At 58.0% G+C, this 20,412-nt stretch carries 17 protein-coding genes; 11 read left to right on the top strand and 6 right to left on the bottom strand.

The annotated features are described in order from the left end of the window. Window positions 1-91 precede the first annotated feature (91 nt). Window positions 92-1,516, top strand: a complete 1,425-nt coding sequence (locus CA85_RS03060) for a sulfatase family protein (protein ID WP_246112442.1) — start codon at window positions 92-94, stop codon at window positions 1,514-1,516. Window positions 1,517-1,683: 167 nt separating this feature from the next. Here CA85_RS03060 and CA85_RS03055 read toward each other — a convergent pair whose 3' ends face one another. Both CA85_RS03055 and CA85_RS03050 read right to left on the bottom strand, forming a co-directional pair. Further along, window positions 1,684-3,204, bottom strand: coding sequence for a sulfatase family protein (locus CA85_RS03055; RefSeq protein ID WP_146389781.1), 1,521 nt, complete (start codon window positions 3,202-3,204; stop codon window positions 1,684-1,686). Between the two features lie 465 nt (window positions 3,205-3,669). Then, entirely contained in the window at window positions 3,670-3,963 is a 294-nt protein-coding gene (locus CA85_RS03050) for a hypothetical protein (RefSeq protein ID WP_146389780.1), read from the bottom strand. Between the two features lie 144 nt (window positions 3,964-4,107). Here CA85_RS03050 and CA85_RS03045 point away from each other — a divergent pair, with 144 nt between their 5' ends. Next, complete coding sequence (locus tag CA85_RS03045; protein ID WP_146389779.1) at window positions 4,108-4,467, top strand: hypothetical protein; 360 nt, start codon at window positions 4,108-4,110, stop codon at window positions 4,465-4,467. Between the two features lie 36 nt (window positions 4,468-4,503). On the opposite strand, the gene yidD is transcribed toward CA85_RS03045, so the two are convergent. Beyond that, on the bottom strand, window positions 4,504-4,794 hold the full coding sequence (gene yidD, locus CA85_RS26075; RefSeq protein ID WP_146389778.1) for a membrane protein insertion efficiency factor YidD: 291 nt from the start codon (window positions 4,792-4,794) through the stop codon (window positions 4,504-4,506). Between the two features lie 14 nt (window positions 4,795-4,808). On the opposite strand from yidD, the gene CA85_RS03035 reads away from it, so the two are divergent. The 5 genes from CA85_RS03035 (at window position 4,809) to CA85_RS03015 (ending at window position 10,841) form a co-directional block, all read left to right on the top strand. Then, a complete protein-coding gene (locus CA85_RS03035; RefSeq protein ID WP_146389777.1) occupies window positions 4,809-5,426 on the top strand; it encodes a gamma carbonic anhydrase family protein in 618 nt (205 codons plus the stop codon). A gap of 35 nt (window positions 5,427-5,461) precedes the next feature. After that, a complete protein-coding gene (locus tag CA85_RS03030; RefSeq protein ID WP_146389776.1) occupies window positions 5,462-7,540 on the top strand; it encodes a sulfatase-like hydrolase/transferase in 2,079 nt (692 codons plus the stop codon). A gap of 96 nt (window positions 7,541-7,636) precedes the next feature. Beyond that, window positions 7,637-8,560: a dihydrodipicolinate synthase family protein gene (locus CA85_RS03025; protein ID WP_146389775.1), complete on the top strand. Its 924-nt coding sequence runs from the start codon at window positions 7,637-7,639 to the stop codon at window positions 8,558-8,560. Next, a complete protein-coding gene (locus CA85_RS03020) occupies window positions 8,557-10,191 on the top strand; it encodes a sodium:solute symporter (RefSeq protein ID WP_146389774.1) in 1,635 nt (544 codons plus the stop codon). The genes CA85_RS03025 and CA85_RS03020 overlap by 4 nt, the downstream gene beginning before the upstream one ends. Before the next feature lie 41 nt (window positions 10,192-10,232). Next, window positions 10,233-10,841, top strand: coding sequence for a DNA-3-methyladenine glycosylase I (locus CA85_RS03015; protein ID WP_146389773.1), 609 nt, complete (start codon window positions 10,233-10,235; stop codon window positions 10,839-10,841). 143 nt (window positions 10,842-10,984) lie between these two features. Here CA85_RS03015 and CA85_RS03010 read toward each other — a convergent pair whose 3' ends face one another. Beyond that, a complete protein-coding gene (locus CA85_RS03010; protein WP_146389772.1) occupies window positions 10,985-11,800 on the bottom strand; it encodes an EcsC family protein in 816 nt (271 codons plus the stop codon). Window positions 11,801-12,182: 382 nt separating this feature from the next. Here CA85_RS03010 and CA85_RS03005 point away from each other — a divergent pair, with 382 nt between their 5' ends. Beyond that, window positions 12,183-12,668, top strand: coding sequence for a response regulator (locus CA85_RS03005; RefSeq protein ID WP_146389771.1), 486 nt, complete (start codon window positions 12,183-12,185; stop codon window positions 12,666-12,668). Between the two features lie 437 nt (window positions 12,669-13,105). On the opposite strand, the gene CA85_RS03000 is transcribed toward CA85_RS03005, so the two are convergent. Then, window positions 13,106-14,689: a sulfatase family protein gene (locus CA85_RS03000; RefSeq protein ID WP_146389770.1), complete on the bottom strand. Its 1,584-nt coding sequence runs from the start codon at window positions 14,687-14,689 to the stop codon at window positions 13,106-13,108. 76 nt (window positions 14,690-14,765) lie between these two features. Between CA85_RS03000 and CA85_RS02995 the strand changes: the two genes are divergently transcribed. The 3 genes from CA85_RS02995 (at window position 14,766) to mqnB (ending at window position 18,926) form a co-directional block, all read left to right on the top strand. Further along, window positions 14,766-16,514, top strand: coding sequence for a leucine-rich repeat domain-containing protein (locus CA85_RS02995; protein ID WP_186774706.1), 1,749 nt, complete (start codon window positions 14,766-14,768; stop codon window positions 16,512-16,514). 376 nt (window positions 16,515-16,890) lie between these two features. Further along, a complete protein-coding gene (locus CA85_RS02990; protein WP_146389935.1) occupies window positions 16,891-18,144 on the top strand; it encodes a nucleoside monophosphate kinase in 1,254 nt (417 codons plus the stop codon). Between the two features lie 5 nt (window positions 18,145-18,149). Then, complete coding sequence (gene mqnB, locus CA85_RS02985) at window positions 18,150-18,926, top strand: futalosine hydrolase (RefSeq protein WP_146389768.1); 777 nt, start codon at window positions 18,150-18,152, stop codon at window positions 18,924-18,926. Between the two features lie 413 nt (window positions 18,927-19,339). Here the strand turns inward: mqnB and CA85_RS02980 are convergent, their stop codons facing one another. Next, the gene (locus CA85_RS02980) at window positions 19,340-20,245 is read right to left on the bottom strand and encodes a sigma-70 family RNA polymerase sigma factor (protein WP_146389767.1); all 906 of its coding nucleotides are present in this window, start codon (window positions 20,243-20,245) and stop codon (window positions 19,340-19,342) included. Window positions 20,246-20,412: the final 167 nt, after the last annotated feature.

Genomic DNA, 20,412 nt, shown 5'->3' with positions numbered 1-20,412 from the left:
CTCCGCTGGGTTTTCGGATCGATTCGTGAACAGAAATGCTGGTCGACAACCGGCCAGCTCCACGGGGTGTGCTGCGACGATGATTACAAGCATGTATCACGAAAAGGTTAACAGAATGGGCAATGCAGTGAAGCTTCTCGTCATGCTATTGGTGCTCAACGGCATCACAGGACTTGCCCGTGCCGCTGAAAAGCCCAACATCATCCTGCTGCTGGCAGATGACTTGGGATACAGAGACCTTTCTTGTTTTGGAAGTCCCGCGGTCGCGACGCCGAACCTCGATCGCCTCGCCACTGAGGGCACGAAGTTTACCCGCTTTTACGCCGGTTCGGCTGTCTGTTCCCCCACCCGGGCTTCCGTACTGACCGGTCGATATCCCTTGCGATTTGGTATCACGCGGCATTTTAACGACGTCAATCGATGGCTCCCGGAATCGGCAACGACCATCGCCGAACTGCTCAAGGGGGCTGGCTACAGCACCGCACATGTGGGTAAGTGGCACCTCGGCGGACTGCATGTCAACGCTCAGGGCGAGCGACTGGACAATCAACCGGGACCGCGTCAACACGGGTTTGACTTCTATCAAACTCAGATCGAACAGCAGCCTCTTCGCGGTCGGATGGGGCGAGAGCAAACGCTTTTTCGTCGCGGCGGAACCGTGCTGCTCCGCAATGACCAGCGTATTGAAAACGATGATTTGTATTACCCCAAGCACTTTACCGATGCTAACGGTGACTATGCGATCGAGTTGATCGAGAAAATGTCTGGCCAGTCAACGCCTTTCTTTCTCAATCTTTGGTGGCTCGTTCCCCATAAACCCTATGAACCCGCCCCCGAACCACATTGGTCGAACACCGCAGCAGAAGGCATTTCCGAGGATCAGCATCGATTCCGGTCTATGGTGCAGCATATGGATGCCAAGGTCGGAGGAATCCTCGATCGACTCGATGAGCTTGGGATCGCTGAGAACACTCTTGTTCTATTCACGAGCGACAACGGAGCAGCTTTCGAAGGCTTCATCGGCGATCTCAAAGGGGACAAGACAGACTTGCACGATGGAGGGCTCCGTGTCCCCATGATCGTTCGCTGGCCTGATGCGATTCCAGCAGGCCGAACATCAGACGCGTTTGGTCATACCAATGATCTGCTGCCGACGTTCTGTGAAGCGGCGCAAGTTGAGTTGCCGACGGACCTACCCGTTGATGGGAAAAGCATCCTGTCTCATCTGAAGGGCGGCCAGTCGCCGAGCGTTGACGAACGAGGAACCGTGTTTTGGCAATTGAATCTTTACAAGAGTATCCAGCGTCATTATCCCAAACCCAAACCCTATGCAACCGAGGTCGCAATGCGAGGCAAATGGAAAATGCTCGCTCTTAAGGGGACCCCAGTTGAGCTGTTCGATCTCCAAGCTGACCCTAACGAACGACACAATGTGATCGAGGATCACCCGGATCGAGTTGCTTCATTGGCCTTGGAACTCAATGATTGGCTGAACGCCCCACGCGTAACCGATTAGTTTGCTCGTATCAGGACCGTCCACCGGATCGACGGGCCGCATGGGTTAGCGGCGGCAAGTCGTGAAAATGCCACCGGGGAAGTTTGGTGGCATTGCCGCGTCTCGAGATCGAATTCTTCTGCAGATTGATCTCGATTCTTGAACGTTTACGCATGAGATGAAACTGCTTACCGGCGTATGTCCTCGAGCAATGATCGCATGGATTCCACTCGATCGGGATGCTTCGAAGCAACATTCTTTCTCTGGCCGATGTCCTGACGGAGGTTGTAGAGTTCTGCCGGAGAATCGTTGTCGGCTGAATAGCCATGTTTTTCTTCCCACGGACGCGAGCGACCACTGACGTACCCGTTCTCCGCATCGATCAAAACCCAGTCGCCTTGTCGTACCGCGTACTGGCCGACCTTTGTGTTGTGCACATGAGCGTCACGCACCCGATCGGACTCACCTCGCAGCAAGGGCAGCATGCTGTGTGAGTCCTCCGCTCCCTCGGGGACCTCCGTTTCAAGCAATTCGGCAAAGGTCGCTAGCAGGTCGATCTGCGATACCAGGGCATCGGAAGAGGTTCCAGGCTGGGTAGTGCTGGGCCACCGCAAGAGAAAGGGGACGTGGTGGCCACCTTCATAAATATCACGTTTGAGCCCACGAAAAGGGCGAGATGACCAATGCTCAAACTTCTCATCGCGAGCGTACGCATACTTCTCGGGCCCGTTGTCTGCTGAAAAGACAACAATTGTGTTTTCATCGAGACCCGCGTCGTGTACCGCCTGCAGCAACTGCCCCACAGCGTCGTCGGTTTCGTAGACAAAATCGCCGTACGGTCCAGCCTCCGATTTACCATCGAATCGGTCGTTGGGAATAATGGGGGCGTGCGGCGAGGGAAACGCAAAGTAGAGAAAGAACGGTGCATTTTCGCCAGATCTCGAACGGATGTACTCCACGCCTTTGCGGGTGAGCGTCGGGATCACTTCGTACGGATCCCAGTCCGAGCACATCGGTCCCGGGCGGCACTCCCAATTCCCTTCTTTAATGGGCTTCCATTTGCTGGTGTCCAGAACGGTATCTGGGGCTTTGACGACTTTGTCATTTTCAATCCAAGCGTAGGGAGGAAAATTGATGACGGTGTCACCGAAGTAGTAATCAAATCCATGCGCCAACGGGCCGTCGGGAATCGACTTTTCCCATTGGTAGGCTTCCGGTCCGTAGAACCGCCTTCTGCCCGTCGCTCGTTTCTTAGCATCGGGCTTGCGAATCGCTTCCCAGTTCCATCCTAAATGCCACTTACCGATGCAGGCCGTGCGATAACCGTGCTCTTGAAACATCTCGGGCATCGTCAACCGTTCAGCCTGGAAGACAGAACCGCCCATCGGACCTACGATGCCGTGAAAGTCTCGCCAGTGATATCGGCCGGACAACATGGCGTATCGACTCGGTGTGCAAATTCCCGATGAGGAATGACCGTTGGTGAACCGCATCGCCGAGCGAGCCAAACGATCGAGATTCGGGGTCGGAATCTTCGAATCAGGGTTCTGGATCGAGAGATCTCCGAAGCCAAGATCATCCGCGTAAAGAATCAGGACGTTGGGACGGGACATCTCTTCGGCAGCAACGTTGGCAGCCGGGTGCGTCAGCAATCCCGCTGCAAAGCCTGCGATCAGGAGGCGAAACGGAATGGAAACCGATGCGTTCATGAGACTTTCTAGAAGTGAGGGATACGGGGCGTGGAGTGCCGAGCGATCGACGGCCGACCCCCAGCTACCTTAGCGAACCCATCATCCTATCACGTGGGGCTGGTTCCCACCGGCGACACCCCAACTCGCGGTATCGTCCTCGATCATCCCTTGCGGGATACTTGTGGCAAGTCAACAGGAGGAAGGCCCTCGGCAAACTCCACCGAACAAGCAACGGGGGAGGAATAAGTGTCGTGTTGGACGAACCAACGACCTGCTCAATATCTAGAAGTATCCCGTCAGGGATGACGGAAAATAGCCGGTGGATTGAGCGTAAGCGAACACCACCGGATAAGACGCGAGCATCACAGGCCAACCCCGAATCGGGTTGAAGATCATTCATGCCGGGATCTGCGACCCACTTCGGGGTCGACGTTCCACGACCAACGAGACACCGTAGGTGGCGCTGCGCTGACCTCATAGGCATCAAGTTAAGCAGTACTCGAGGAGGTCTGGGTTGGCGAGCAACTCAATTGTTCCTGGTTTTGCCTTGCGTTTGGTTCTTTGGCAACGACGTCGGACGCGGGAGATGAGCCGATTGAAAAAATCCACCAGTTGAGCACTCGATGTGTTGAGGTGACTGGCGATTTCCGCCGCCATCTTCGTAATCAGTGATGCCAGCTTGGCGAAACTAATCGCTGTCGCTTCAGTCCATCCGATGATAACGATCAACCAATGCTGCAAGATCGCAGCGCAAAGGCGGATCCACAATCTTGTCATTTTGATCTCGTCGGCGGAGTCCGTCGAGGAAAGGGACCTCACTGAAGGGAAGTATTGCCGAATTGGCGTCGATGCTCCGGACTCTGTGCCGGATCAAGTATCAATTAGAGCGTCACGGGAAATCACGACAGGTAGCGACACGATGTGTCGCGATCGTTTGACCCGACGGAGGAGCCGTATGAGTCAAGGCTCACGTACGGATCTGTGCGGGGGGCGGCTGGCAACAGCCGTCCCTACCGCGATCTCCAAAACCTCCAGCGCACGCTTCCGTCGGATGAGCCTTTTTTTCTGTATCTGGCGCTGCCGCTGGTGATTGGTGTAGCGGCGATTCTGTTTGTTTTTGCAGTCGTGACAACATTGATTTCGTTGTTTGTCGCCCTGACGCGAAGACTTCCTCCGCGCCGCGCCAGACCGGTTGGGGCGCGTATCGATGTCGGCGGGGTACCGTTTTTCTGGTTTCTTCTACCCGTTTTGGTAATTATTGCGAAGTCGATTTCTCGCTGAGCTACCGGATTCGCACAGGTGTACCGAGATGTGGGTTTAGGGCGGATCGTAGCCGCCGGGGTTCCAGGGGTGGCAGCGGCAGATTCGTTTGACGGCTGCCCAGCTGCCTCGAATGGGACCGTGTTTGCGAATCGCTCCGATCGCGTAGGAGCTGCACGTCGGCGTGAACCGACAACTCGGCCCCAGCAGCGGGCTGATGCAGGTTTGGTAGACTCGGATCATCAGAATCAGACATTGTGCCAAGACGCGGCGAAGGCCCCGACGCAGCCACCTCGGCAGCCACGATCGCGTCGGTTTGCTATGCTCTTGGTTTTCATCACCATCCATCCTCATAGCCTCCCATGAAACCGACCCCAAGTGAAGCCAGTGAAGTCGAAGCCAGTAAAGTCGAGATCAACGGCGACCGGCCAACCGACGCGAATCGTGAGCTCGTCGTCGGGACCGAGCCCGATCGTCGTTTGATCGATCCGTCCGCCTTCCTCGCGCCTGGCGCCGTTGTGCTCGGCGAGGTCCATATCGGCGCCGAAGCGAGCGTATGGTTTGGAGCGGTGATGCGTGGCGATGCCGAGCGGATTGAGATCGGACCCCGCACGAACGTCCAGGATCAATGCGTGTTGCATGGCGACCCGGGCGTCCCCTGTCTGCTTGGCGCCGATGTGACCGTCGGGCACTCGGCGGTGGTGCATGGAGCAACGGTGGAGGACGAGGCTCTGATTGGGATCGGCGCGATCGTGCTCAATGGGGCCCGCGTGGGCAAAGGGGCGATCGTGGCCGCAGGTGCCTTGGTCACCGAAGGCACCGAGATCCCGGCGGGGATGCTCGCGATGGGCAGTCCGGCCAAGGTGATCAAGCCTGTTGGCGAATCGCTCGCCACCCGTTGCCGTGAGAACACTCAGCACTATGTGCGATTGGCGGCGCGGTATCGTGCTCAATTCGCCGCCCGCGAATCGGGGAAATAGACCGACCCTGCCCATACTCAAGCGAAGAGTCCAGCATGTTCCACCACTCGGCCGTTTTTCTGCTCACGCTGGCGTTTCTGCCAGCGGCTCTCTCACTGGCGGTGAATCAGGTCGCGAGTCAGGCCGCCGAGAAAGAGGCAGTGGTGGACCCGGCTAAGCAACGCACGATCAATTTCTGTCGTAGTGGCCGAGGCGACGAGTCCAAAGCCGCAGGACTCGTCGCCTCGTCCACTACTAAAACCGACACTTGTTCATCGTGTGCTGCTAAGGATGGGCGACCGAATATCCTGCTGATTGTCGCCGACGACCTCGGCTATTCGGATTTGGGTTGCTACGGCGGCGAGATCGATACTCCGCGGCTCGATGCTCTGGCTGCCGATGGCATTCGTTTTACGAATTTTCACGTCAATCCCATGTGCGCGTTCACACGAACCAGCCTGATGACGGGGCACACGCACTACGAGTCCGATAACTATCTCCGCTCGCTGCCAATTGCCAAGATCATGGCGGACGCAGGATACCGAACTCTGATGTCGGGGAAATGGCATCAGCCCCGTCATCCGATGGACGCGGGCTTTGAGGAATTTTATGGTTTCCTCGAAGGCCAAATTGATTCATGGACCGGCATTGGCTACGGCCACGTGTGTATCCGAAGCGGTCGCGGCGATGCCAAGCCCGTTCCCGATGGGTGGTACAGCACCGATGCTTTCACCGACACCGCGATGGCCCAGATCGATGGTGCACTCGAGGCGGGCGAGCCATTTTTCAGCTACCTCGCCTACAACGCACCGCACACACCCCTGCACGCGCCACGTGAGAATGTCGAAAAATATCCGCCGCGATATCGCGATGGCTGGAGCAAACTTCGCCAACAGCGTTTCCAGCGGATGCAGGAGATGGGGCTGATCGATCAACGGTATCGTTTGAGCGAACCGCATGCCGAGGTGCGGCGATGGGACGAGATTCGCGACGAGGATCGGCAGATCGAAGCCAATCGGATGGCGGCGTATGCGGGGATGGTCGACCGACTCGATCAGAACATCGGGCGGTTGATCGCACACTTGCGTCAAAAGACTGCTCTCGAGAACACGCTTGTCGTGTTCCTGTCCGATAACGGGGGCGATTACGGCAACGGTGCGCCAGCGACCTACGCGAGCGAACTGGCCTGGAAACCAGGGTCGCATCCCATGGTCAGTAACGGTTGGGGCATGCTCAAAAACACACCGTGGAATTGGTACAAACATTCGATGGCTGGTGGTGTTCGGGTGCCGATGATCGTGCATTATCCAGTTGGAGTGACGCACCCGGGCGGCACGATTTTGAAACAACGACTGCACGCCACGGATCTGTATCCGACGTTCTTGGAACTCGCTGGGGTGGCCTATCCCAATGACGATGAGGGACGCCCGATCAAGCCGCTCTACGGTCACTCGATGAGCAGGCTGTTCCGCGACGCCACGCTGCCCGAAACCGCCATCCATGATGAAATCTTTTGGTTTTTCGATACGCTGACCAATCAGCGCGGGTTGCTCCGGGGCCAGTGGAAAGTTATCAGCGTCAACGATAGCCCCTGGCTGCTCTATGACGTTAAAAAGGATCCCGCCGAAGCGGTCGGCCTCGCCGCGGAGCAGCCCGGTCGATTGGCGGAGCTGGTCGATCACTGGCATGATTTTGCCCGAAATGAAATCGTTGCTCCGCCCGGCGCACGCGAACCTGTTTCGACGCAGCATCAAGGCTGGGGACTGCATCGCTGCCGGATGGTGTTTCCCAGACTGCGATCGACGTTACCCGCCAACGCTGCCACCACGGTGGATCCGAACACGAATCTGGTACTGGATTTCGCGGGCGTCGCCGATTTCGCCGACACGCCGCAGAAACATTTATCGCTCTACCGCGTCTCTGATCCGACCAGCCCGGTGTGGCAATCCGACCCGGACGAGAACTCGCGTTGGCAGGGCAAACGGCGGCTCGTCTTTGACGAACTCCCGCAGCTGCAGGGCGACACCGCGTACTTCCTCACCTGCGACCGCGGCTGGGTGCGTATTGACGGTACGCCGAGCGGCCCGCTCAACGACGGTGCCTACTGGTGGCGGTTTCGCACGCGGGGTGAATAGACGCGATCCAGATCGCCAGTCTACTTTTCACTCGCATCCCCATCCGCTATGGTCTATAGACTGTTGTTCCCGTCGAATTTTTCGTGAAAAGCTGCTATGTCCGACCCCTCGACTTCTACTGCGTTCTCGCTCGGCGGGATTGTGCCGCCGTTGATCACTCCGCTGAGTGCTCGCGACGTCCTCGACCGCGAGGGGCTGGCGCGGCTGCTCGACCATGTGATCGATGGCGGGGTGACGGGGGTGTTTATTCTTGGCACGACCGGCGAAGCCCCCAGTCTCAGTTATCGGTTACGGCGCGAGTTGATTGCCGAGACCATGCAGCTCGTCGACGGCCGGGTTCGCGTGTTGGTGGGGGTGACCGATACGGCCTTCGTCGAGACGGTAAATTTGGCTCAATATGCTGCCGATTGTGGTGCCGACGCGGCGGTGTTGACGACGCCGTACTACTTTCCCGCAGGGCAAACCGAGCTAACGTCTTACGTCGAGGCGATCCAGCCGCTGATCCCGCTACCGTTGATGCTCTACAACATGCCCCAACTCACCAAGGTGTGGTTTGAGATCGACACCCTGCGTCGGCTCTCGGCGATCGATGGGATCGTGGGCGTCAAAGACAGCAGCGGCGATATGGACTATTTCGCTCAGCTCTGTCAGCTCAAGCAGGACCGTCCCGATTGGTCGATCCTTCTCGGCCCGGAAGCGAAGCTGGCCGAAGCCCATGCTCTCGGTGGTGATGGTGGGGTTTGCGGTGGCGCCAATGTCGCCCCGCGGTTGTTCACGAGTTGTTTCGAGTCATTGCAGGAGCGTGACGCGTCTGCGGTGGATTCCATCCAGCAGAAGATTGATCGTTTTCAAGACATCTACGATATCGGCAAATACGCTTCGCGGCACATCAAAGCGACCAAGGCGGCCGCATCGCTGATCGGGATCTGCAATGACCTGCCGGCCGATCCGTTTCATGCCTTTGCTCAACCCGAGCGAGAGCGTGTCGCCGAGATCCTTCGCAGCATCGATATCCTATGATCGGCGCGACCTTCTTCACCACTATCGACTGGGCCGTTCTGGTCGGCTACTTCATTGGCATCATGTCATTGGGGCTGTATTTTTGGAGACGCAATCACTCAGCGGACCAGTTCACCGCAGGGGGCCGGACGCTCTCGGGGTGGCTGTGCGGTCTCTCCATTTTCGCCACCTATCTCAGTAGTATCAGTTACTTAGCGTTGCCGGGCAAAGCGTTCGTCGATAATTGGAACGCATTCGTGTACTCCTTGGCGTTGCCCTTCGCGGCTGCGATCGCGGTTCGTTTTTTCGTGCCGTTGTATCGCCATTCCGGAGAGGTCTCTGCCTACTCGCTGCTGGAGCGTCGTTTCGGATTGTGGGCGCGAATCTATGCGAGTTGCTTTTATCTGCTTTTCCAGATTGCGCGGATCGGTGTCGTCATGTATTTGATGGCGCTGCCGATGGCGGTGTTGTTCGGTTGGGACATTCGTACGGTGATTCTATGCACGGGCGTCGCGGTCACGCTGTACGCCTTTGTTGGAGGCTTGGTCGCAGTGATCTGGGCCGATGCGATCCAAGCGGTCGTGTTGATGGCCGGTGCTCTGGTGGCTCTGGGGATCCTCTTGTGGAACATGCCCGGTGGACCTTCTGAAGTGATCGAGGTCGCCGGTGCGGCCAGCAAGTTTTCCCTGACGCCGGAGGATGCCTCGTTTTGGGATATCTCGGAGAAAACGATTTGGGTCGTCTTCGCCTATGGCATCTTCGACAACCTCCGCAACTTTGGCATCGATCAAAGCTACATCCAGCGTTACATCGCGTCGCGAAGCGACCGAGAGGCGGCCAAGAGCGTGTGGTTCGGCGCCATGCTCTACGTGCCCGTCAGCGCCCTGTTTTTCTTCATCGGATCCGCCCTGTACGCCTTCTACGAGAGCCATCCGGCTGACTTGCAAGAAGTGCGAGTGATTGTGGCCGAGCAAAAACTCATGCAGGCTGGAGTCGCCGAGGATGCACCGGAGTACGATTCGCAGCTCGCCAGTACCGCGGCGGCCCTGACGCCCAAAGATCTGGGCGATCGCGTGTTCCCTCACTTTATCGCTGCTCACCTTCCGCAAGGAATTCGAGGGCTCTTGATTGCCGCGATTTTTGCCGCAGCGATGAGTACCGTTTCGACGTCACTGAATTCATCGGCGACGCTCGTCATGAGTGATTTCTATCAGCGTTTGATCCGGCCCACTTCGAGCGATGCGGAGAACGTCGGCGTGTTGCGCTTGTCCACAATCGCGTGGGGGTTGATGGGCACGCTGATGGCGTTAGCGCTGATCCGATTGACCGAAAGCGCATTGGACATTTGGTGGTTGCTCTCGGGAGTGTTGGGGGCGGCGATTGTCGGACTGTTTTTGCTCGGGCTCGTCGTGCCTGCGATCCGCAGTCCTGGAGCGATCACGGCATCGGCTGTCGGCATGATCTTGGTCGCCTGGATGGCGGCGTCCCGCACAACCTATTGGCCAGACTCACTCTCGGAATGGGCCAGCCCCTTTGAACCGTTGCTGGCGATTGTCTTTGGGCCGATCGTGATGATTGCCGTCGGTTGCCTCGTCTCGCTGAGTGTGCCAAAGTCTCCCAGTAGCCCGGACGTGCACTCGAAGCCTTCCTAGTGCGTCGTTTCGAGCAGAGGCAACTTCCGAGATGAGGCGTGATGGATATTCAAACCGACGACAACGGCCGCAGTCGCTGCGGATGGTGCGGAACCGATGCGAGCTATCGGGACTATCATGACGAGGAGTGGGGGCGGCCTACGGCCGACGATCAGCGTCTTTTCGAAAAGGTTTGCTTGGAAGGATTCCAGTGTGGTCTCTCTTGGCTCACCATCCTGCGTCGCCGGGAAGGATTTCGAAAAGCCTTTCATGACTTCGACATCGACGCCGTCGCTGCGATGACGGCCGACGATGTGAAGCGATTAGTGCTCGACAAAAGCATCATCCGGCACCGCGGCAAAATTGAAGCGACTATCCACAACGCTGGTCGGGCGGCCGAGATGCGGCAAAGCGAGGGTTCGCTGGCTGCATTTTTTTGGAGCTATGAACCCGCAGGTAGTCAACCGATACACTCACACGCCGACGTTCCTGCGATCACGGATCAATCGCAGGCAATGAGCGGGGAACTCAAACGCCGTGGCTGGAAGTTTGTCGGGCCGACGACGTGTTACGCCTTCATGCAGTCGATCGGGATCGTCAACGATCATTTGACCGGGTGTGATGACCACGGCCGTGTCGAACAGTTACGTGAAAACTTCGTGCGGCCATGATCGGCTGGGTGCGGGCTCGACGTTGGCTGACGCCAAGGGCAGGTGCGTGTGTGGGTCTCCGGTCTGATGACGCGGAACAGTACCGACGGCCACTAAATTGGAGTCGACACCGATACTTGAGCAGCCCCTCCTTTTGAGAAGCTCTAAATCTCGATCCCGTTATAGGCTTCCTCGACCAGACTTTTGCCGTATTCACGCTCCAACCGGCGGATGGTGAAGTGGGCGCGGGCCAGATCTTGGTAGTGGTCGATGAAATAGCTGTTGATCAACGCACCGCCCACTGCCCCGATCACCGGGATCGCTTGGGCAGCCAACTTCTCACTGACCACGACGCCAAATCGCTGGCTGATCATTTGGAGGAGTTTCACCAGCGGCGGAGCGGCTGTCTCACCGATACCATGCTTGAGAACATATTTGGATGCATCGGCGACTTGTTTACTCATCGCAGCGCGGACGGCGAAGTAGCCGATTTCACTATTCTCATCGCCGTCGCCGGGGTTGCCTCCGTCGATCGCGAACACCTCTAAGCAGGCGAGTTGGGTTTTCACATCGGTCAAGTCTTCGCCTTGTGAACGGGCGATGTCGGCTACGCTGCGAAGAATCAGCACCGTTGATACGGGCAGTTCGAGGGCAACCGTCGAGAGCCCGAAGGCTCCACCGGCGGCCCCCGACATTCCTGCCAACCATTTATGACTGAGCAGTTTCGGCTTGCCGCTGGAGGTCTCCTCCCCGAGTGTGCTCAGGGCCACTCGCAGGGCAGCTTGGAGCGACTTATCGACCGCCGTATGCAGCGCGTCCTCAGCGATCGATGGCAACAGCTTGATCGAGGCCGTGATTGGGGCTCCCATCAGCTCGGTCAAACGCTCGGCCAAGCCGTGATACTCGAGCGTTTCCTTTGCCTCCTGCAGTTCGACGAGGACGTCTTCGGTCAACTCACCCTGAATCCACTGGTCTGTCATCGAACAATCATCTCTTTGGTGTAAACATTGCCGTCACGCATTAGCGCACCCAACCTATTGCACTCCTGCGGGGCCATAGACGTAGTAGCATAACGTGTGCCGTTGATTGCCGCTGCGTCTGATCTGCGCCGGCAGCCGCTCATCGCTGACGCGAGGCGCGAGGTGCGGGAGAACTTGATCATTTGGTCGATGCCACGGCATTCCGGCCGCGTCGCCGGTGGGGGGACGGCAGCGAGCGGAAATAGAATCGAGGCGATCTCGGCCGGGATGTTTCAGATGAAGCGGCCCTCGAGGTGTCCAGCGACTGGCACGCAAGTTGCGTGGCCTTTTCGAGTTGAAGTTCACTCTATGCCGCTTGCTCGCCCCCCTTGAGGGAGGAAAGATGGAAAAGAAGACAGCCGCACGGCGATGTGTCATCGCCGATGATATCCGCAGCTCGCGTGAGATGCTCAGCCGATGGATGAAGGAAATTGGCTTTGAGGTGCTCACCGGGGCGGATGGAGGCGAAGCCTGGGAGCACCTCCAGCGAACGACGAGTGACCTGCTGATCACGGATTTGGAGATGCCTGATATGAGCGGATTGGAGTTAATCCGTCGGCTGCGCCGTGAGGGCGACGCGGGACAGCGGCAGCTGCCTGTCATGATTATCACGAGCCTATCCGACCAGAAAATGAGCAGCATCGCGCGTGACTTCGCGGCGGCGACGGTGGTTTTCAAACCAATCGCCAAAGCCACCTTCTTGGACATCGCTCAGAAGTTGGTGCGACATGAAAAAGTAAAGGATGTCTATGAATCGAACCGAATTGGCGGAGGGGGTGTCGCTGGTATTTCTCCCTCTCTTCGCGCCCTCATCGACCAAAATCGATAAGTTGGGCAGCCGATATTTCAACGAGCCCTGCGTCCCAAGGACTCGTCGCCTCTCCACTACCAATTCGCCGCTCATGGATCACGCGACACGACGGGACGCCTAGCAGAAATGCTTCACTGCGTTGGCGAGCGGGTACAAAGTAAGTGCAACTGGGCGCTAGCCGCGGGTTCCCGCTGTTACCCGCGGCTAGCGCCGAATGGCACTTACTTTGGCCCCTGGAGAGGACATAACGAGGTAGGTAACCCGATGCGTTAGCGAGGAAAATGCCGTTCTTTGCGTGGTCAGTAGATCATCCTCGCTCACGCGTCGGGTTACCAAGACCGCTTCGCAAACTAAAGTAAGCGGTATTCGGCTAGCGCCGTCGGCTCACAGAAGTTGTGCGGAATCATTTCTTCCGCTGTGCTTAGCAGCCCGGGCTAGCGGTGCGTGTTGGCGGCTTACTCATAATCCCATTTCATCACCCAGGGATCATCAAATTTCTTTTGCGCCGCTTTGAGTTTGGCTTGGTAGTCTTTGAGCAGTTCCTGGTGTCCGGAACTCTCGGCGAGGTTGTTCGTCTCGTGGGGGTCGGCAACGATGTCAAACAGTTCGAACTCGGGACGCTGGACATAGCGACCGACTGTCATGTTTCCGTAGGGAGCATCGAGCCCCTTGGCGAGTTGGGCTTGCCAGCTACTGGCCGCCCACAGGTCGCTGGCGAATGGATAGGGCAGCGGGTGGGCGATGTTCCAGATCAATTTGTACTTGCCGTCGCGAAGTACGCGCATGGGGTAGTACATCTGGATTTCATGGAACGTATGCGAAGCGAAGATTTCTTCGTGGTGTGTTTTTTCGGGGTGGGCCAAGACATCGAGCCAAGATTTGCCGTGGTAGTGGTCGAACGGTTTTCCACCATCGCGATTATCGATGGTAGATTTCCCTTGTTGTTTCCAGTACTGGCGAGCATTGAGCAGATTTTTCGGCGCGTTTTTCTCTGTATCGAGGCCGCCGGCGAAATCCAAGAGAGTCGGCGTGATATCGATGTGGCTGATCAGGGCGTCGCTTTCCACTCCCCGTGGTTCTTGATAGGGATCGCGCACGACCATGGGGACTCGCAGGCCACCTTCGTAGACGGTCGTCTTGCCTCCGGCGAACGCCATGCCGTGATCAGCCGTGAAGACGATGAGGGTTTTGTCGTACAGGTCGGCGTCTTTGAGGATCTTCACCAATCGTGCAACGCCCTGGTCGATCCGGCTGCAGGATTGGTAGTACTGGGCCAGTTCGCTGCGTGTTTCGGGTGTATCGGGAAGAAATGCGGGCACGACGACATCTTCGGGATCAAAGAAGACTTCCTCCACTCCGGGGTAGGATCCGTGGTCGCGACGATTGCCGAATAGGTTGGGTTTGAGGTCCAGCGAGGATGATTGGTCGACACCGCCGCCCCGGTGCGGGTCCGAGGTTGCGAAGTAGAGAAAGAACGGTCGATCGTCGTCTGTGTCGGTGAGAAACTCTTTCGATGCGTCAGCCATGGCGACTGCATTGCGACTGTTTCCCTTGAGATAGGTTTCGTAATGGTAGACCTCTTCGGGAGCCACGTGATATTTTCCGATCTGGCCGGTGCGGTACCCTGCTCGCTGCATGACGCGCGGCAATGCCAGTCCAATCACATCTTCAAACGATGAGAACTTATGATAATGGTGTTGATGGCCAAATTGTCCATTGCGATGGTTGTGCAATCCACTCATGATGACACTGCGACTGGCGCTGCACGAAGCGGTGGTGGCATAGGCATTGCGAAATAGCATGCCATCGGCCGCGACGGCATCGATTGCGGGAGTGACGGCACATGGGTCGCCGTAGCAACCAAGCGTTGGACTCTCATCATCGGTAATGATGAACAGCACATTTCGTTCGGCGGCTTCCACCGAGCTTGGCCATGAGAGGGTGGATGCAAGGCAAGCGAACACCGCCACGGTCAGGGTTGCTAGGCAAGTTTGCCCAGCGCGGAGGAGATGCAGATACGCAGTTTTTGAGATGATCATGAATTTCGGTTACTTAAGCCAACGTAAAGTGAATCGACGAACGAAGCTGACTATCTTAACCCATCGAGCCTGTGCGATGGCATGTGGTCTCGTTCTGTTCTGGATGGCCGCGGGATCGGCAGCGGACCGGACTCGATGTTACCTGCCCGCTCCAACTGGGGCGGCTGATACCGACAGGGATACATTCGCCGACGCGGCGATTCGTCAGGCGGGCGCGCTGCCGACCGAATCGCTTGGCATCGACGCATCCTCGATGGGTGGCGACGCCGATTGGGCGCGTTACATGGCTCTATGGAAGGCCCATTCCAGCGAGCCCGGATCGGTTGCCGTCCGCCGCTGGCTCGGGCTGCCGCTCGAGGAAGAGGTCCAGGTGAGTGCGAGGAAAGGTCGCACGTCACCTCGCTTTTTGCGGTGGAGGGCCGCAAGTTTCGCGGTGGTGCAGACACCTCACTTCGAGATTCTCACCCGCGCCAGCGAAGTGGACTCAAGACAGATCGCCCGCGATCTCGAGCGGATTTATTGGGTCTGGACCCAGCTCTACTTCCCGCTCTGGGTCGGCCGTGACGCGGCCGCAGTTAGCTTGTCGGATTGGAGCCCGGAGGCTACCACTGCCGATGAGTTCCTCTCTCAACGGGCCCGGTCGAGATTGTCCCTCCGCCAGCGACACCGGGTCGTCCTGCTCCCCGATGAACGCGCCTACCAGCAGACTGTTTCGCAGCGGCAAATTTCAGCAGCGAGTTCTTCCACGATCGCGGCCTCGACCGGATTCTACAGCGACTCGTTAGCCACTTCCTTTTTCTATCCGCAAGCCGATCAGTCATCGATCGCCCATGAGGTCTGCCATCAACTGTTCGAAGAGGCCACTGATCGGACGCGTGCGGGCGCGACGACAGCGACCACGGACGCGTTTTGGTTAGTCGAAGGGATCGCTGGGCATTTTGAATCGCTGCGGTACGGCCAACACCTGGCGAGCATCGGGGGCTGGGATAGCAAGCGGTTGCAGTACGCTCGCTATCAATCTTTGATCGCCCGCCAACCGACTGCGCCAATCGCCGAGCTGCAAGGAGATCGCACTGAGATCCAACAACGCGCCGATTTGTCGCTCTGGTACTCGCAGGCGATCCTGCGAACACATTATGCGCTCGACAGCGATCCCGGATCGGCTCAGCGAGCGATGATCATCGATCAGCTCGCCGAGATTTACGGAGTCGACGTCGCCGACTTCGCCAGTCTCAATCATCCGCACTCCGAGAAAGACGATCGTGTTGATCGGTTTCTATTGGTCCGAGACGATGATCTGGTCGCCGCCCCGATCACCGGCAGCGCAACGGCGATCTGTTTGGCGGCGTGTGAGATCACCGAGCGCGGGTGGGATGCATTGCCACCGCTGCCGCAGGTGCGGTGGTTCGACGCGTCGCGGACGAAGATTGCCGGACCGTCGGTAGAACGATTGATCAGCGACGCCGCCCAGCTGGATCAATTGAGCTTGGAGGCGACGCAGATCACGCCAGCCATCGGCAGCCTGATCGCGGGGGCGACGGAGCTCCGCGAGTTGGACCTGAGCTGGACCGCGATTGATGATTCGGTAGTGGCATCGCTGCAGCACTGCCCCCGGTTGGAAACGGTCTGGTTGACGGGCACTCCGATCTCAGATGAAGCGCTCGAGACACTCGCAGCGTTGCCGAATCTGAAAATCCTCGACGTGCAGCGCACCCAGATCAGCGACGCAGGGATTCGGCGGCTCGAAGATTCACGTCCTCAGGTTCGGATTAACCCGCTCAATCTCCCTGATTCATCCGAATCCTCCGGGGCGGGGGAGCAATAAGGCGTTTCGGGTGGTGTTCGCGGCCCTCAAACCGCTGGCTAGTTTCTAGAATGCCTGTGGCGTAGGAATGTCTGTCGCGTACTGAGCAGAGGCATCGCCAGCCTCTCACCGTGAGGCGGCGTTGCTTTGGACAGTATCCCCTACCGTGGGGAAGGTTTTACGGGCAAACGCACTTGCCGGCGACGTCACCTTTGTCAGTTTCCACGCCAGTGGTTAGGATGCTCCTTTCCGCTCGCCAATCCCGAATCATGGTCGTCCGCTAATGTCATCCGATCTCGATCCGAATTCTGAACTGCCGACTCCCGCGACCGACTCGGGCGAGCCCCCTGCATCGGACGCGGAGACCTCTCTCTCGACAGTCGAAAATGGTGGTGCGATGAGTGATCCCTTTTCTTTCGAGTTGCAGGCATCTCAAGTTGTCACCGATCAGGCTGTGGCCGCAGCGAGTGAGAATGCCGTCGAAGATTTGGAAGTCAAAGACGCGCAGATTATTTTCAACACCGTCTGGGAAGATCTCGAAAACGAGATCGGGCACGAGAACTTGCGGTTTTCCAAAGAGCTGATCCTCTTGGGAGGTGCTCCCGGCAGTGGGAAAGGAACCAACAGCGAGTTCATCTCCAAGGTGCGTGGACTGACCTGCCCCCCGATCATCGTCAGCGATTTGCTGAATACTCCTGAAGCCCAACGGATCAAAGAGGCCGGTGGGATGGTGGGCGACACGGAGGTGGTAGGTATCCTGTTTCGCAAATTATTGCAGCCGGCCTATCGCGATGGATGCATCCTCGACGGCTTCCCACGGACGCGGGTCCAGGTCGAGTGTTTGCACTTGCTCATTCAGAAGATGAACCAGCTCTATCGCGAGTACCACACCACACCGCTGGCGATCAATTTCCGCAAACCGACCGTGCACGCGGTCGTCTTGTTTATTGATGAAAGGACGAGCATCGAGAGGCAGTTGCTGCGTGGACGCAAGATCGCCGCCCACAATGAACGTGTCGTTCTCGAGGGGGCCGGGCAAGAAATTGAACTTCGCCCTACGGACTTGGATCCGATCGCCGCCAAACGCCGGTATCGTGTTTTCAAAGAGAAAACGTGGGATGCGCTGCAGTCGCTCAAACAGATCTACCACTACCACTTCATTGACGCGGACGGCTCGATCGAGGAAGTCGAGCAGAAGATCCGCGTGGAGTTGGATTATCAATCGTCGCTCGAACTCGATCCAGAAACCTATGATGCCGTCCGCGGTTTGCCGCTGGCAACGGAGCTGGGAGTGCATGCCCGGCAAGAACTCGTTCGTCGTTTGGATAGCTATCAACTCGAACACGGAGAACTTTTCCACGCGGTCATCGACATTATTGAAGAACGGTTCATGCCGATCATCCAACGTCACGCGATCGCGGGTTTAGCGGTGATCAATAGTGAGGACACGATCTTCGAAGATCCCTTGACCCTCGCGATGGTCATCGATGTGTTCGCCGAACGCGGATTTCGGGGAGTGGCAAACATCAATTTTGCGGAAACCCCTGATCACTTTGATTTGAAAACCGGCAAGATCACCTGTCGGACCAAGAAGATCTTTCGTTTTCAAGTTCGCTTTGAAGGCAGTGAGATCCGCCGTGGTGGTCGGTAGCGGCGATGACAGGGTCTCGACCTCTGCTGCTGATCCCTACCGCCATGGAACGCGAACAATTGCATGCGGCGCTGCGGCAGCAGAAGGCTCGCGGATTGTCTGTATGGGATCGGTTTCAGGTCGAAACGTGCGGCTTTGGATTGGTGGCGGCTGCCGCGATGACGATGCGGCATCTCAGTCTGCACCGCCCTTCGCGCGTCGTTCTGGCAGGCATCGCTGGCTCACTCGGCCCTGAATGCAAGGTGGGCTCGGCCTACTGGTTTGGCAGCGTTGTTTGCGACGGGATCGGTGTCGGCGAAGCAGACTCATTTCAATCTGCCGCGACACTGGGTTGGAACCAGCTCGACGGCGGGACATGCGGCGCGCCGATCGCCGATCGTCTGGACCTCGTTCTCCCGGTCCGCGCCCGTCCGGTCCACGCCCGCGCTGGGCGAGCGGAGCTGGGCTTGGTTTCGCGGTGTGCCGCCTCAGCAAATCGACCTGCGGCCATGACGGTTCGCCGCCGCGTGACACCCACGCACGCATCCGGGGGCACGGACCCGGTGGCCGCCTTCAGCTATGCGGCGGAGGATATGGAGGGATTCGCGGTGGCGCTGGCGTGCCAGATCGCTGGCGTGCCGGTCTCGATCGTGCGTGGCATTTCGAACGAAGCGGGTGATCGAAATCACGCTGGATGGCAAATCGACTCGGCCATCGCTGGAATCGCCGAGAGCCTCATCGAATACGCCCACTTAGCTCCGCTGGTCCGCGGCGAGCCCCGGGGCAATACCGGGCCGGGATGATGCTAGCTGCTTAGCGGGCTTTCGATTGAATGAGCCGAGACGCGTAAGCGGCTGGGTGGGCGGCGTCACCCGGGGCCTTACGGCCAATGCCATCTACTTTCGACCGCGAAGCGGTCTTGGTAATCCGACGCGTCAGCGAGGATCACTTGTTCGCCACGCAAAACACTGCATCTTCCTCGCTGACGCGTCGGATTACCATCGTGATGAGGCCCCGAATGGGGGCAAAATAGATGGCATTGGCCTTACGGCTCTCGGCTCATTATTGCGGAGTCATCATCGAATAAAACGACAGTCCGTTCGCAGGTTGGTATGGAGAACATCAGCCTCCCTGAGGAAGGGTGAACGAATGCGTCACCCATTGTTCTCGCCTTCCTTCGAGCCGAAAGCTTCGATGAGATTCGGCCGCTCCTTTCTCAGAAGCCCAAGTCGCGGGGGTCGGTCAATCCGTCCGCGAGCCGCCGCAGCGCCTCGGTTTCAATCTGTCGCACCCGTTCGCGTGTCAAACCGAGTTCGGCACCAATTTCCTTGAGTGTCATGGGATCGGCACCACCCAGCCCGAAGCGAAGTTTGAGCACAGTCGCGTCTCGCTCGTCCAGGCCATCGAGTAGGCTCATCGCATGCTTGAGAATGTCGTGATCGAGCATCTCCTCATCGGGCGCCTTCAATCGCTCATCCATCACCATATCGCCGAGCGACCATCCCGAATCCGTTTGATCGCTTTGCGGGGTGGCGTTGTTGATCTTGATGGCCTTGCGGATGATCGGCAGCTTTTTCTTGGGCAGGCCGAGCATCCGGGCGACTTCCTCATTCGTCGGTGTGCGACGAAGTTCTTCGTCCAAACGAGTTGTCGCACGTCGCCACTTGCTGAGCAGTTCGACCATGTAGGCGGGGATGCGAATCGTTTTGGCGCTGTTGATCAACGCCCGTTTGATCGCCTGTTTGATCCAGTAGCTGGCGTAGGTACTGAACCTCGTCCCGTGGACGGGGTCGAAGCCCTCGACAGCACGTAACAAGCCGAGGTTGCCCTCTTCGATCAGATCCTGCAGCCCTAATCCTTTGCCGGTGTAGCCGCGTGAGATGTTGACGACGAGCCGCAGATTGGCCCGCACCATTTGGTCGCGAGCCATCACGTCACCGCCGGCAATCCGTGTCGCCAGCTCGGTTTCTTCCAGAGCCGACAGGAGGGGGGTCTCGTTGATCTCGCGAAGGTAGATCTCCAGCGGTGACTGAGCCGCCTGGCCATGGTCCACTCTGGGCTTTCGACTTCGTGATTTCAACAAGGCGACTTCGCCTTGCTCCAGCTGCTCTGTATAGCTCATCTCGTACGGTCCGATCGATCAATTAGGAGGTGCTCGGGCGGGCAGGGGAGACGCTGCCGGAGCAATGAGGGAGGGTCACACTAGGAATGTCGTCCATTGCGAGGGCAAATATCGAACGAATGAGAATTTGTTCGGTTCGTACCGGTTTTTCCGTTTCTGCGCGGGCG

The organism is Allorhodopirellula solitaria (assembly GCF_007859855.1).
Classification (GTDB): domain Bacteria; phylum Planctomycetota; class Planctomycetia; order Pirellulales; family Pirellulaceae; genus Rhodopirellula; species Rhodopirellula solitaria.
This window is presented reverse-complemented; position numbering and strand designations above follow the sequence as displayed.

Coding starts and splice junctions, on each gene's coding strand:
- CA85_RS03025 (WP_146389775.1), top strand. CDS start 7,637: ATGTCCGACCCCTCGACTTCTACTGCGTTCTCGCTCGGCGGGATTGTG.
- mqnB (WP_146389768.1), top strand. CDS start 18,150: ATGACAGGGTCTCGACCTCTGCTGCTGATCCCTACCGCCATGGAACGC.
- CA85_RS03035 (WP_146389777.1), top strand. CDS start 4,809: ATGAAACCGACCCCAAGTGAAGCCAGTGAAGTCGAAGCCAGTAAAGTC.
- CA85_RS03030 (WP_146389776.1), top strand. CDS start 5,462: ATGTTCCACCACTCGGCCGTTTTTCTGCTCACGCTGGCGTTTCTGCCA.
- CA85_RS02990 (WP_146389935.1), top strand. CDS start 16,891: ATGAGTGATCCCTTTTCTTTCGAGTTGCAGGCATCTCAAGTTGTCACC.
- CA85_RS03010 (WP_146389772.1), bottom strand. CDS start 11,800: ATGACAGACCAGTGGATTCAGGGTGAGTTGACCGAAGACGTCCTCGTC.
- CA85_RS03060 (WP_246112442.1), top strand. CDS start 92: ATGTATCACGAAAAGGTTAACAGAATGGGCAATGCAGTGAAGCTTCTC.
- yidD (WP_146389778.1), bottom strand. CDS start 4,794: ATGGATGGTGATGAAAACCAAGAGCATAGCAAACCGACGCGATCGTGG.
- CA85_RS02995 (WP_186774706.1), top strand. CDS start 14,766: ATGGCATGTGGTCTCGTTCTGTTCTGGATGGCCGCGGGATCGGCAGCG.
- CA85_RS03020 (WP_146389774.1), top strand. CDS start 8,557: ATGATCGGCGCGACCTTCTTCACCACTATCGACTGGGCCGTTCTGGTC.
- CA85_RS02980 (WP_146389767.1), bottom strand. CDS start 20,245: ATGAGCTATACAGAGCAGCTGGAGCAAGGCGAAGTCGCCTTGTTGAAA.
- CA85_RS03005 (WP_146389771.1), top strand. CDS start 12,183: ATGGAAAAGAAGACAGCCGCACGGCGATGTGTCATCGCCGATGATATC.
- CA85_RS03055 (WP_146389781.1), bottom strand. CDS start 3,204: ATGAACGCATCGGTTTCCATTCCGTTTCGCCTCCTGATCGCAGGCTTT.
- CA85_RS03000 (WP_146389770.1), bottom strand. CDS start 14,689: ATGATCATCTCAAAAACTGCGTATCTGCATCTCCTCCGCGCTGGGCAA.
- CA85_RS03015 (WP_146389773.1), top strand. CDS start 10,233: ATGGATATTCAAACCGACGACAACGGCCGCAGTCGCTGCGGATGGTGC.
- CA85_RS03050 (WP_146389780.1), bottom strand. CDS start 3,963: ATGACAAGATTGTGGATCCGCCTTTGCGCTGCGATCTTGCAGCATTGG.